The organism is Devosia sp., assembly GCF_041917035.1.
Taxonomy (GTDB): Bacteria; Pseudomonadota; Alphaproteobacteria; order Rhizobiales; family Devosiaceae; genus Devosia_A.
Genome location: NZ_JAYRYM010000022.1, coordinates 1 through 12,223 on the forward strand (window position 1 = coordinate 1; position 12,223 = coordinate 12,223).

Sequence of the window (12,223 nt, forward strand, 5' to 3'; positions counted from 1 at the left end):
TGACCGCGCTCGCGGCGGTGTTCTTCGCCATGTACACCCGGTCCGTGCAGCCGTCCTCGCAGGGCAATTTCTACGAACTCTACGCCATTGCGGCCGCGGTTCTGGGAGGGTTCTCGCTGCGTGGCGGCGAGGGATCGATCGTCGGCGTGGTCCTCGGTACGGTCCTGCTGCAGGAGCTTCAGAACCTCGTGAACCTGCTCGGCATTCCCTCCTCTCTGAACTTCGCGGTGATGGGCGGCGTCATCCTGATCGGCGTGCTGGTCGACCAGCAATGGGGCGTCTTCCGGGCCCGACGCCGCATCGGCGAAATCGCCCGCGCCAGCCCGCAGCAGGGGAGCTGACGAACCGGGCGCGCCGTCAGCCGTTGCGCCCGGCCAGCAGCTCGACGGCACCGGCGGCCGCCTGCCAGGGCGTATCGTATGAGGGCCGACTGGCGAAGCGATGCATGCCGAGCGTCAGCCTGGCCACGGTTCCCGGCTGCAGCACGACGCGCAGCCAGCGGCCGGACACCGGGATGGCGTCGCCGCCCTCCGGCCGGGCACTGACAAAGTCGTGCTCTCCGAAGACGCCCGCTTCGATGATCAGCTCGCGGACCTCGAGGAGGCTGGTGTTGGCGAGGCTGACGGTCGCCTCGTCCGCGCCGAGGCCCTCGACCAGGGCGGCCACGTCCGGCGGCAGCCCGGGGCGGCGCGAGACGGCATCGAAATAGCGCGGCCGGGCCTGCTGCAGGCCGCCGTGATAGACGTGCATGGGCCCGCCGAGCGTCAGCTGCGCCAGCCCCTCGATGACCATCGGGGTCAATTGCTGCCACATGTGGATGGTCATCGATTCCCGGTAGTGATCCATGGTCTCGGGATCGTTCTCGGGCAGCCGATAGGTGGCGATCTGCCGGGCGATGGTCTCGAGATTGGCTTCGAGCAGCGCCTCGGGATAGCCGGGATAGCGGCCGCGCATGAAGCGGAACCACTGCGCGGTGTTGCCGTTGAACCCCATGTGCCCGCCATTGCTGGCGCCATAGCCGTGGTAGGCGGGGTTGACCGTGTCGAACAGCTCGCCCGTCCAGCCGCGCTCGGCCCGTTCGGCATCCTCCTCCGCCATCGAGAGGTTCCACAGGTACACCGCGTACATCGGGTGCATGGGGCGGTAGTCGCGCCAGCCCTCGTCATAGTGGCGGTTGGGAACGAGGCTGCGGCCGCCTTCGTCGCGGCGCAGCGCCCAGAGCATGTCGAGCTGCGAGCGCGGCAGATCGAGATGGCGCATGTCGCCGGTCAGCAGCGCGGCGTTGGTGGCTCCGACGCAGAGCGGCTCGAGCAGCGAAAACGACCCATGCGGCCAGCGCCACCCGTAGTAGCCGCCCCACCATTTGCCGTCATTGTATTCGCCGATCTCGCCGGAGAGCCCGACATTGTCCGGGGTGATGCCGCCATTGCGGGCCGTGCGTTCGCGCCAGGCCTCGAGATAGTCGAGCACCCAGGCGCGGTACTGCTCCTCCCCGGTGTAGAGGAAGGCGTGGGTCATCAGCGATGTGGCGCCGAGATTGAGCGGCACGTCGCCGCGTGACTGCCGCTCGTTGATGCGTTGCAGGATCTCGGCATAGGTGGCGTCTTCCGACCACGGCGTGCGGTTGCCGTAGCGATCGATCCCCGGCAGGTCCTCGAAAGGCGGCAGGTAGTTGTCGAGGATTTCGCGGTGGGTCGACCAGTCCTCCGCGGTCTGGACGAATCGCGGGCCGCGGCTGCCGGTAATGGGGGACCGGATCAGGCGCCGCGCGGCGTCCCAGTTCGCCGCCTCGGCATCCTCGCCGTTGTAGAAGCCGGCAAAGCGCCGGGCGCGCTGACGGTCCTTGAGGACGGCGGGATCGGCGAGACCGAAGAAGTAGAAGAACAGGTTGCTCTCGCCGTGATGCATCCAGTCGTAATAGGCGTCGTACTCGCGATGGATCTGGCCGTACTCGGTCCACTGCCAGGTGATGCCGTCCCAGATGGTGCGCGAGCGGCGATAGACCTCTTCGCTGCCGCCCAGCGCGTAGAACAGCGGCATGTTCATGAACCCCTCGTAGGGGTCGTCCGAGCCATCCATGCCGGGCCAGCGGTCGCGCCAGATCAACGTGCCGTCGCCCCTGGTGTAGCGGTCGGCGAACTCGATGGCGGCCCGGTCGAGGGTTGCGATGATCTGCCGTTCGAGCAGGGCCCAGCGCGGGATCGGCGCAATCGTGTCGATGGTGATGGTGGGGATGTTCATCGGGTGGGACAAAGCCGCTATTCGTAGACCGCCTTGCCCGTCTCGACGGTCTTCAGCCAGTCCCAGTCGATGACGGCTCCCAGCCCCGGACCCTCCGGCACGTCGACGCAGCCATCGGAGTCGACCGCGTCGAGGTCGTCGGAATAGCCGTCGGCGTGGATGCGGTTCTGCGACTTCCAGCCCGGGACCTTGGGATGAACGAGGCCCAACTCGTAGTAGTTGGTGTTGCGAATCGCCGCCATGCAGTGGCGGGGAGCATGTCCCGGTGCATGGATCTCGACGTCGATACCGAAGCCCTCGGCGACGTGGGCCAGCTTCATGACGCCGGTGATGCCGCCGTCATAGTCGGTGTCGGCGCGCACGTAGTCGGTCCCCTCGGCGATGAGCTGGTCGACCCTGAGCTCGATGCCGCGCACGTGCTCGCCCAGCAGGATCGGCGTCTTGATGAACTGCTTGAGCTTCTTGTGGGCATAGGCGGACAGGCCGCCGTCCTTGTAGGGGTCCTCGTACCAGAAGTAGCCGGCCTCGTCGCAGGCCTTGCCGACCTTCAGCGCATCGCTCCAGTTCTGGTACTCGCAGCCGGGATCGATCATCAGGTCCATCCCGGCGCCCACCGCCCTGCGGGTCGCCAGCACGGTGGCAGCCTCACGCTCGACCGGGCCGTTCCCCCAGCCGTGGATCTTGAAGGCCGGATAGCCCATCTCGCGACACTGCACGGCGAATTCGCCGAAGGCCTCGGGACTGTCGAGGCCGCCATTCTCGTCGCCATGATAGGTCGAGGCGTAGGCCGGCAGCTTCTTGCGGTAGCCGCCGAGCAGTTCGTAGACCGGTACCCCGTAGGCTTTGCCGGCGATGTCCCACAGCGCCATGTCGATGGGGCCCATGCCGAACTTGTCGTGCTTGCGCAGGGCGCGCTTCAGGTCATTCCAGATCTTCTCGCGCTCGAGCGCGTTCTTGCCGATCAGGTACTGGGCCGCCATCGCCACCTGCGCATAGGAGACTCCGACGCCGCCGGCATACTCGCCGGTGATGCCGGCTTCCGTCTCGATGGTGAAGACGAAGTCGGTGCGCGGCACCGCACCGCCCTTCAGGTAGACGTGGTTGAAGCCGTTATAGTCGAAGCCGAGTTCGCGCTGTGTCCACTTGTACTCGTGGACGGTGAGCCGCTTGATGCGAAGGTCTTTCATCGGGTTGCCTTGCGGGTGTGGAGTGCCTAGATGCGGTCGCCGCTGTCGGGATCGAACAGGTTGATTGCGGCGGTGTCGACGCTGAGGGTCATCGCCTCGCCCAGCTTCGGTCGATCGCGCGATCCGACGCGAGCGGTGAGCATCTGTCCGCCGACATTGAGGATGACCATGGTGTCAGGCCCCGTAGGTTCGACCACGTCGACCGTGCCGGTCAGCGTGCTGCCCCCCGACCCCGGATGGAGGGTTTCGGGGCGGATGCCGGCGACGACCGGCTTGCCGACATAGGCGCCGGCGTCCTGCGTCAGTTCGGTGAGCGGCAAGGCGGCATCGCCATGTCTGAGGACAAGCCCGCCATCGGCCCGCTCGAGCCGGCCGGACAGGAAGTTCATGGTCGGCGAGCCGATGAACCCGGCAACGAACATGTTGGCCGGCTTCTCGTAGATGGTCTGGGGTTCGGCGAGTTGCTGGATGACGCCGCCCTTCATCACGGCGACGCGCGTTCCCAGTGTCATCGCCTCGATCTGGTCGTGCGTCACATAGACCACCGTGGTGCCGAGACGATCGTGCAGCCGCTTGATCTCGGTGCGCATCTCGACGCGCAGCTTGGCATCGAGATTGCTGAGCGGTTCGTCGAACAGGAACAGGTCGGGATCGCGCACGATGGCGCGGCCCATCGCCACGCGCTGGCGCTGGCCCCCGGACAGCTGCCCCGGCTTGCGATCGAGAAGGTGCTCGATCTGCAGCATGGCCGCCGCCTTGTTCACCTCGGTCTCGCGCGCCTGCGGATCGACCTTGCGCATCTCGAGGCCGAACCCGATGTTGCGGCGCACCGACATGGTCGGGTACAGGGCGTAGGACTGAAACACCATGGCGATGTTGCGGTCCTTGGGATGGACGTTGTTGACGTTGCGGTCCCCGATCAGGACGTCGCCGCCGGAGCTGGGCTCGAGCCCGGCGATGATCGACAGCAGGGTGGATTTCCCGCATCCGGACGGGCCCAGAAGCACCAGGAAGCCGCCATCCTCCAGCTCGATGTCGATGTTCTTGAGCACCTCGACCGAGCCGAAGCTCTTCCTGACGCCCTTGATGGAGAGTGTTGCCATCGGCTGCTAACCCTTGACTGCGCCGGCGGTGATGCCGGCAACCATGACGCGCTGCACGAAGGCGAACAGGACGATCACCGGCAGGATGGAAATCATGCCGCCCGCTGCCAGCATGCCCCAGGGGAGCTGGAACTCGCCGACCATCAGCTGCAGCCCGACCGGCCAGGTGCGCGAGCCCTGGCTGGTGGTCAGCATCAGGGCGAACAGGTACTCGTTCCAGGCCGCGATGGCGACGAAGACGCAGGTGGCGACCAGTCCGTTGCGGGCGATCGGAATGACGATGCGGAACATGGCGCCGAGGCGTGTCGAACCGTCGATGCGCGCCGCGCTCTCCAGTTCCTTGGGCGCCGCGTCGAAGAAGCCCTTGAGCATCCACACGAACAGCGGCAGCAGGAAACTCGTATAGGCAATGGCCAGGCCGTGCGTGCTGTCGAGCAGGCCCACCTGGCGCATCACGATGAACAGCGGGATGATCATCAGCACCGCCGGAAACATGCGCACCACCAGATATCCCAGCATCAGCTGGGTGCGGCCGGGGAAGTGGAAGCGGGAGAAGGCGTAGGAGGCGATCGTGCCGGTCAACAGGCAGATGAGGACGGTGAGGCTCGTCACCATCAGGCTGTTCATCACCAGCACCGGGTAGCCCGACTGCGACCACAGCCGCACGTACCAGTCGAAGGTGAAGCGGGTCGGGAAATACACCATCTCGCGGGTGACGATGTCCTCCTCGACCTTGATCGAGGTCAGGAAGGTCCAGATGATCGGGAACACGCAGACGAGGGCGAGCAGCACCAGGACGGCGTAGCTGGCGAGGTCCCACAGCATCTTCGAGCCGGTGCGGGTCTGGGTCATGGCGCTAGTCCTGATTGACCTTGGAGAGCCGGATGTAGGCCCAGGCGAACAGCATCAGCAGCACGAACATCACCACCGAGAGCGCGCCCGCGTAGCCGAAGTTGAAGTCCTTGTAGGCCATCTGGAAGGCGTAGAGCGACAGCACCTGGGTGGAGCGCCCCGGCCCGCCGCTGGTGAGGATGAGCAGCAGGTCGGGCGAATTCACGAGGCCGATGACGCGCAGGATCACCGCGGCCGCAATGATGGTCTTGAGCATCGGCAGGGTGATCAGGCGCAGTTGCGCGAAGGCGCCGGCGCCGTCGATATCGGCGGCCTTGTAGAGGTCCGAGGGTATGCCCTTGAGGCCCGCCATGATCAGCAGCGTGAAGAACGGGAAGCTGTGCCAGGTCTCGACGATGATGGCGGCAGCCATGGCGGTGGAGGGATCGGCGAACCAGGCCTTGTAGCCGGTCAGCAGGCCCGTGCGGACCAGCAGGTCGTTGATCACGCCCATCCGCGGATCGAGCATCAGCGCCCACATGTGGCCGGCAACCACATTGGGCAGGAAGTAGGGCAGCAGGATCAGCACCGCGAGGAATTTGGTGCCCGGCAGGTTGCGGTTGAGCGCCAGGGCCGCGACGAGGCCGATAAGGAACTCGAGGGCGATCGAGGACGTGACCCAGACGGCCGTGTTGCGCAGCGACGTCCAGAAGATCGGATCGGCCAGCATGCGCGCATAGTGCTTGAACAGCACCCAGTCGGTGCCGAGATCGGGACGGTTGAGCCGCATTTCGCGGAAGCTCATCTGCATCCCATAGACAGTCGGGTAGAGCACCACCGCGGTGATCAGCAGCGCACTGGGCAGCAGGAGCAGGTACATCCAGTACCTGGTCTCCGACAGCTCGGAGATCAAGCGGATCGGGCTGACGCTCTCCCAGATCGTGCGCGGTGGCGGATAGGCGGCGCGGCTCATCGGGCCTCCCGGTTGGCACGGCGGTGTCGGGGCGGGGCGACCGGGCAGGGCCCGGTCGCCCACGTCACTCAGGCGGTGGCTTCGGCGAGCCCGGCGATCATTTCGTCGACGGCCTGCTCGGCCGTCGCTTCGCCGATCAGCACGCGCTGGAAGTTCGGGAGCACGGAGCTCTCCGCCCAACCGGCCGCACCCGGGAAGCTCGGCTGTGGGATGCCGAAAGCGAGGGTGTCGGCGGCAGCGGCGTACATCGGGTTGCCGATGATGCGCTGGTCCTGCGCGGCGACGGTCGAAGCCGGGAAGTAGCCGGTCTTTTCGAGGAAGGCCACGGCCGCATCGGGTTCGCCCCAGAACTTGATCCACTCCCAGGCCGCGTCCGCACCCTCCTCCTTGGTGATGGTGTTGTACGCGTAGGCGAGCCGAGCGACGCGCGTCGCCGGTCCGGCCGGGATGGCCATGGTGCCGAACTGCTTGCCCGGCTCGAGCTTGGAGGCGATGTCCTGGTACGATCCGGTGTGGTGGTAGATCATCGCCGTCTGGCCGGTCTGGAAGCCCTCGATGATCTGGCGGAAGCCGTCATTGGCCGCGCTGGGCGGCACGGCACCGTCCTTGACGAGGAGACCGGCGAAGAAGTCGATCGCGGCGATCGCCTTATCGCGGTCGAGGCCGATGGTGCCGTCGGCATGCAGCACCGGCGAGCCGAAGGCCTCCATCATGTTGATGATGATGTTCTGGCCGCCGGGGCCGCCGCGCAGCCCGTAGCCGTACCGCCCCTTGGACGCGTCGGTCAGCTTGATGGCCGCCTCGCGCAGCTCGACCCAGGTGGTCGGCACGGCGATGCCGGCCTCCTCGAACCAGTCCTTGCGGTAGTACATCCAGTCGACGAAGGCGAAGCCCGGCACGCCGTAGGTCTTGCCGTCGAGGCTGATCGAGGCGAAGCGGGAGTCGTCGAAATCGGCGCGCCGCTCCCAGTTGGAAACGCGATCCGTCATGTCGATCAGGGCGCCCATGGCGAGCAGGTCGCGGAAGCGCTCCGAGGACACCATGGTGACATTGGGACGGCTTCCCGACACCACGGCCGCGGTGATCTTCGCCATGAACTCGGGGTTCGGGATGTTCTCGGGCGTGACGCTGATGTCGGGGTGGGCTGCCTTGAACAGGGCCATGACGCTGTCGAGACCGGCCTGCTCGGACTGGCTGGTGAACGTGTGCCAGTAGTTGATGGACGTCGACTGCGCGAACGCCCCCTTCGGCAGCAGGGCCGAGGCGGCTAGAGCACCGCCGCCCAGCTTCAGCATGGAACGCCGGTCAAATCTGATGGTCATCGGATAGTCCTCCCCTTGTGCGAAAAACTCGCGTTGCTCAGGCACCTAGTTCAGGCGTGGCCCCCTCGGTCGCTGCGGTCGGCCGGCGGTCGAAAAGACGCCCGCTGAGTCATCGTATGGCCGTGCGAACGGCGCGGGCGGGCGGGTCACGTCATCCTCACGACGGCCCGCTGCCTGCCGTGATATATCATTCATAAGGCTATGATAGATCAACCCCGTCGGCAATGATACTTTCTGCAGTCCTCATCCGAAGGGCGCGATCTGGTGCAGCCGCTCACCGCCGAAGATCATGTCGGAGTAGGTGCCGGGGGGCATCGGAGCGCCGGCCGGCAGGCGATACCGCTCGACGATCTCGGGTCGGATTTCGACGCCGAGGCCGGGGGAATCGGGAAGTTCCAGCAGCCCGTCCCGCACGGTCAGGGGCGAAACCAGCAACTCGTCCACGAAGGGGTTGTGCGACCGGTCGACCTCGACGGTGATGCCGTTGGGCATGCTGGCGACGACCTGGGCGTTCGCCATCACGGCGATGGCGTCGGACCAGCTGTGGGGGGCGAATCTCTTGCCGGCCCGTGCCGCCAGTTCGGCGACGGCGCGGGCCTCGCCGATGCCGCCGCAGCGCGACACGTCGGGCTGCACGATGTCGACGGCGTCGCTGCGCAGCAATTCGGCGAAACCCTGGACGCCGAACTCGTTCTCGCCGGCGGCAAGCGGCACGGCCGATTGCGGGCGCAGCGCGGCGAAGCCCTCGATGTCCTCGGGCTGCAGGGGTTCCTCGAACCAGAAGACCTTGCGTCGCGCCAGTTCTCCGCTGAGTTGCCGGGCCTGGTCGATCGAGTAGCGCATGGAGCCGTCGACGATCACCTCGGCATCGGGGCCGGCACCCGCGACGACCGCATCGAGGGCGGCGATGTCGTAGTCCGGACTGCGAGCGAGGCGCATCTTCATGCGGCGAAAACCGGCGTCGCGGTGCCGTGCGGCCTCGCTCGTCAGGTCGGGCAGGTGATCGGCCCAGAGCAGGGCGCTCGCATAGGCCGGCACGGAGCGAACGCGGCCCGCGCCGAGCAGGCGATGCACCGGCAGGCCCCGCTGCTTGCCCAGGAGGTCCCAGAGCGCCACCTCGACCGCTCCGATAGCGGACATCACGGCCCCCTTGCGCCCGAACCAGCGCGTACCCGCATACATGATGCGCCAGAGACGCCCGATATCGTCGACTTCCTCGCCGCGCAGCAACGGCAGCGCCTGGTCGGTGACGGCGATCTCAACCAGTCGCGGGTGCGAGTATGCCGAGCCGATGCCGATCGTGCCGTCATCGGCAACCACCTCGATCAGCGAGGTGACGCGGTGCGTGCAGCGGCCGCCGGCATACCGGAACCGGTGCTGCTCGGGGTAGGCGCAGACCAGCGTGGTGACTCGGATGTCGTCTATGCGCATGCCGGCGTCCTCCTTCGATGTGCCGCTGACGCTATCGGGAGGGCGTGACACGGTCAATCACAGAATTGCGTATCCGCAAAATCTGAGAGTCGCGACGTAGGAGAGCGGTCCGCTAGTCTTGAGGTCGCAGGGGCAGCGTGGGCTTGAGCAGCGGACGATTTGCGTATACGAAAAGCCTCGACCTCTCCGGTCCTGTCTGGGAGCCCTGAAATGTCGTTGCAGCGTCGCTATCGCATCGCCGTCGGCGGCATCGCCTTCGAGGGTAACTCGCTCTCCCCCATGCGGTCGGCGCGCGACGCGTTCGAGCAGAAGTACCTCAAGGTCGGGGACGAGATTGCCACCGACCTTGCGGACACAACGACCGAACATGCCGGCGCCCTCGCCGTGTTGCGGCTGCGCGGGGCAGAGATCCTGCCGCTGCTTGCGACGCATGGTGGCGCCGGGGGGCGGGTCACTGCCGCCTGCTGGGCCGACCTCAAGGGCGAGCTGCTGGCCCGGCTGCGCAGGGCGATGCCCGTCGACGGCGTGTACCTGGCACTGCATGGCGCGATGCTGTGCGAAGGCGTCGACGATCCGGAAGGGGAAATCCTCGACGAGGTCCGCGACATCGTCGGCTCCGTGCCGGTCGCGGTCAGCTACGACCTGCACGGACACCTGACCCAGCGCATGCTCGATGCGGCCGACATCACGCTGGCCTACCAGCTCTATCCGCATGACGACGGGTTCGAGACGGGGCAGAGGGCGGTCGGACTGCTGCTGAGGACGCTCGACGGCGAGATCCGTCCCGTCACCAGCATGTGCCGGATTCCGGCGATCATCCCCAGCCTCAAGCAGCGCACCAGGGGACACACGCCGATGGTGCAGCTCTATCGGCTGGCCCGCAGCTACGAGGCCGCGGGCGACGCCCTGTCGGTGAGCTACTTCGCCCCGCAGCCCTGGCTGGACCTGCCGGGGCTTGGCTTCACCGGCGTGGCGGTGACCGATGCCAACGTCGCTCGCGCGACGGAGATCGCCGCGGCGATCGCCCATCGCGGCTGGGAGTTGAGGCACGACTTCGACATCGACATCGTTGCGGTGGACGACGCCATCCGTCGCGGACTGAACATCGCGGGCAGCCCGGTCATTCTCGTCGATGCCTCGGACTGTGTCGGAGGCGGAGCCTCCGGCGACAGCGTCGCGGCGCTGCAGCGCCTGCTGGAACTCGCGCCGGATGCGACGGCGGCGACGATCATCGTCGACCCCGAGACCGCCGCGCAGGCCGTGGCGGCCGGAGTCGGCGCCGAGATTGCCGTCGCCCTGGGCAACAAACTCGATCCCGCCTATGGGGCCCCGCTGGCCCGGACGGCCAGGGTCGAGCGGGTGTCGGACGGGCGCTTCCGCTATTCGGGCGGCATCTACGGCAACACCGAGGCCGAGATGGGCCCCTCGGCACTGCTCTCGATCGGCGCGGCCCGCGTCGTGGTCGCCAGCTTCCCGAGCTACGAGTATGCCGACGAGCAGTTCCGCGCGCTCGGCCTCGATGTGCGCAAGCTGAAGTTCATCGTGGTCAAGAACCCGATGAACTACCAGCAGGTCTACGAGGATGCGGCAGCGACGTTCATCCTCGATACGCCCGGCCCGACGACGCCGGACCTCAAGCACATCGCCATTCCACAGGCCGGCCGGCCGCTGTTCCCCTTCGACGACGGGTTCAATCCCGAGTACGCTGCTTTCCTCGGCGCCCGGTCGCGCCGCTAGGCGCCGTGCGCCAGATCACCAGCAAAGGCCCCGATGCCCGAACGAGCTTTGCATGCCGGCCCGGCCGGCGAATTGCCCTCCGCCAACGGCCAGCGCGGCGAGCTTGGCGACATGATCCGGCGATTGCGGGAAACACGGCGCTGGACCCTGGCGGAGGCGAGCCGCCGCTGCGGCCTGTCGCTGTCGACGATCTCGCGGATAGAGAACAACCAGCTGTCGCTGACTTTCGGCAACCTGGTCAAGCTCGCCGGCGGGTTCGGCATCGACGTCGCCGACCTGTTCCACCCCGATCTCACCGAAGCCAACGCGAACAGCTGGACGCTCACCCGGCATGGCGAGGGGCAGCGCCACGACAGCGAGACCTATGCGGCGAGCTACCTGTGCCCCGACTACAACATGCGTCGCATGGTGCCGGTGATCAACACGGTGAAGGCGCGCTCGCTGGAGGACTTTGGTCCGTTGCTGGCGCATCCGGGACAGGAGTTCCTGTACGTGCTCGAGGACGCGATCGACCTCGTGCTGGCCGATACGGGGACATTCCGGCTGCGTGCGGGCGACAGCTTCTACTTCAACAGCAACATCCCGCACGCGCTGATATCGATCGGGGCGGGCGAGGCGCGGGTGCTCAGCGTGATCTGGTCGTCCTCGGGTCCACGGCAGCCCTAGCGGGCTGCTTCAGTACATGCCCATGAGGCGCTGCAGCGCGGCGGTGAAATGGGCCTGGAGCGCTGCAACGGCACGCTCGGCGTCGCGCGCTTCGCAGGCCTGGATGATGTCCATGTGCTCGCGCAGCGAGCGCAGCACGATCGGCCCGGTCAACTTGCGATCCAGCCGCACCAGCCGCACATAGTTGTGCATGCGCTTGTAGGTCTTTTCGATGAGCGGGTTGTTGAGGCTGGCGACGATGCTGTTGTGCAGCCCGTTCTCGAGCGCCTCGTACTCCTCGCGCGCCCTGGGAGACAGGCCCTCGTTCTCGATCAGTGCGATCAGGGCGAGGTGTCGCCGCTTCAGCTCGGCCAGTTCGGCCTCGTCGCCCGTCTCCGCGTAGACGGCCACGGCGGTGCGCTCGATGATGCCGCGGAACTGGTAGGTGGAGCGGGTCAGTTCCATGCCCGGCTTGACGAACTGGATGCCCGAACGGGGATGGATGGTGACGACGCCCTCGGTCTCGAGCACCTTGAGCGCATCGCGCATCGGCGCCACGGGGACGCCCAGCAGCCGGACGAGATCGTTCTGCGACACGAAGGCGCCTGCGGGCAGGCGCTTGTCGAACAGGCTCTCGAGGATGCGCGCATAGGCGATGTCGCTCAGGCGCCGCTTGTCCGGTCCCTCATCCACGTCGGGAACCCCCGCAAAAACGACCCGCTACTTGTGACGGTTTCGGGCTTGGTCTATTAG

11 protein-coding genes are annotated in these 12,223 nt (G+C 66.8%); 3 read left to right on the top strand and 8 right to left on the bottom strand.

The window, feature by feature from the left end; all coding sequences use genetic code 11:
* The coding region (locus tag ACE3TU_RS04375) for an ABC transporter permease (protein ID WP_374620704.1) at positions 1 to 341 on the top strand (341 nt) is incomplete at its 5' end.
* Between the two features lie 16 nt (positions 342 to 357).
* Here ACE3TU_RS04375 and ACE3TU_RS04380 read toward each other — a convergent pair.
* The 7 genes from ACE3TU_RS04380 to ACE3TU_RS04410 form a co-directional block, all read right to left on the bottom strand.
* Complete coding sequence (locus ACE3TU_RS04380) at positions 358 to 2,241, bottom strand: hypothetical protein (RefSeq protein ID WP_374620707.1); 1,884 nt, start codon at positions 2,239 to 2,241, stop codon at positions 358 to 360.
* Between the two features lie 17 nt (positions 2,242 to 2,258).
* Entirely contained in the window at positions 2,259 to 3,428 is a 1,170-nt protein-coding gene (locus tag ACE3TU_RS04385) for an enolase C-terminal domain-like protein (RefSeq protein WP_374620710.1), read from the bottom strand.
* A gap of 26 nt (positions 3,429 to 3,454) precedes the next feature.
* Entirely contained in the window at positions 3,455 to 4,531 is a 1,077-nt protein-coding gene (locus tag ACE3TU_RS04390; RefSeq protein ID WP_374620713.1) for an ABC transporter ATP-binding protein, read from the bottom strand.
* A 6-nt stretch (positions 4,532 to 4,537) separates the two neighbouring features.
* Positions 4,538 to 5,383: a carbohydrate ABC transporter permease gene (locus ACE3TU_RS04395; RefSeq protein ID WP_374620716.1), complete on the bottom strand. Its 846-nt coding sequence runs from the start codon at positions 5,381 to 5,383 to the stop codon at positions 4,538 to 4,540.
* Between the two features lie 4 nt (positions 5,384 to 5,387).
* Positions 5,388 to 6,335: a carbohydrate ABC transporter permease gene (locus ACE3TU_RS04400; RefSeq protein ID WP_374620719.1), complete on the bottom strand. Its 948-nt coding sequence runs from the start codon at positions 6,333 to 6,335 to the stop codon at positions 5,388 to 5,390.
* Positions 6,336 to 6,403: 68 nt separating this feature from the next.
* Positions 6,404 to 7,657, bottom strand: coding sequence for an extracellular solute-binding protein (locus tag ACE3TU_RS04405; protein WP_374620722.1), 1,254 nt, complete (start codon positions 7,655 to 7,657; stop codon positions 6,404 to 6,406).
* Between the two features lie 243 nt (positions 7,658 to 7,900).
* The gene (locus ACE3TU_RS04410; RefSeq protein ID WP_374620725.1) at positions 7,901 to 9,088 is read right to left on the bottom strand and encodes a mandelate racemase/muconate lactonizing enzyme family protein; all 1,188 of its coding nucleotides are present in this window, start codon (positions 9,086 to 9,088) and stop codon (positions 7,901 to 7,903) included.
* Positions 9,089 to 9,298: 210 nt separating this feature from the next.
* Here ACE3TU_RS04410 and ACE3TU_RS04415 point away from each other — a divergent pair, with 210 nt between their 5' ends.
* Positions 9,299 to 10,825 (top strand): M81 family metallopeptidase, encoded by a 1,527-nt coding sequence (locus ACE3TU_RS04415; RefSeq protein WP_374620727.1) that lies wholly within the window; start codon positions 9,299 to 9,301, stop codon positions 10,823 to 10,825.
* A gap of 33 nt (positions 10,826 to 10,858) precedes the next feature.
* Positions 10,859 to 11,491 (top strand): helix-turn-helix domain-containing protein, encoded by a 633-nt coding sequence (locus ACE3TU_RS04420; RefSeq protein ID WP_374620729.1) that lies wholly within the window; start codon positions 10,859 to 10,861, stop codon positions 11,489 to 11,491.
* Positions 11,492 to 11,500: 9 nt separating this feature from the next.
* Here the strand turns inward: ACE3TU_RS04420 and ACE3TU_RS04425 are convergent, their stop codons facing one another.
* Positions 11,501 to 12,163 (bottom strand): GntR family transcriptional regulator, encoded by a 663-nt coding sequence (locus tag ACE3TU_RS04425; protein ID WP_374620732.1) that lies wholly within the window; start codon positions 12,161 to 12,163, stop codon positions 11,501 to 11,503.
* Positions 12,164 to 12,223: the final 60 nt, after the last annotated feature.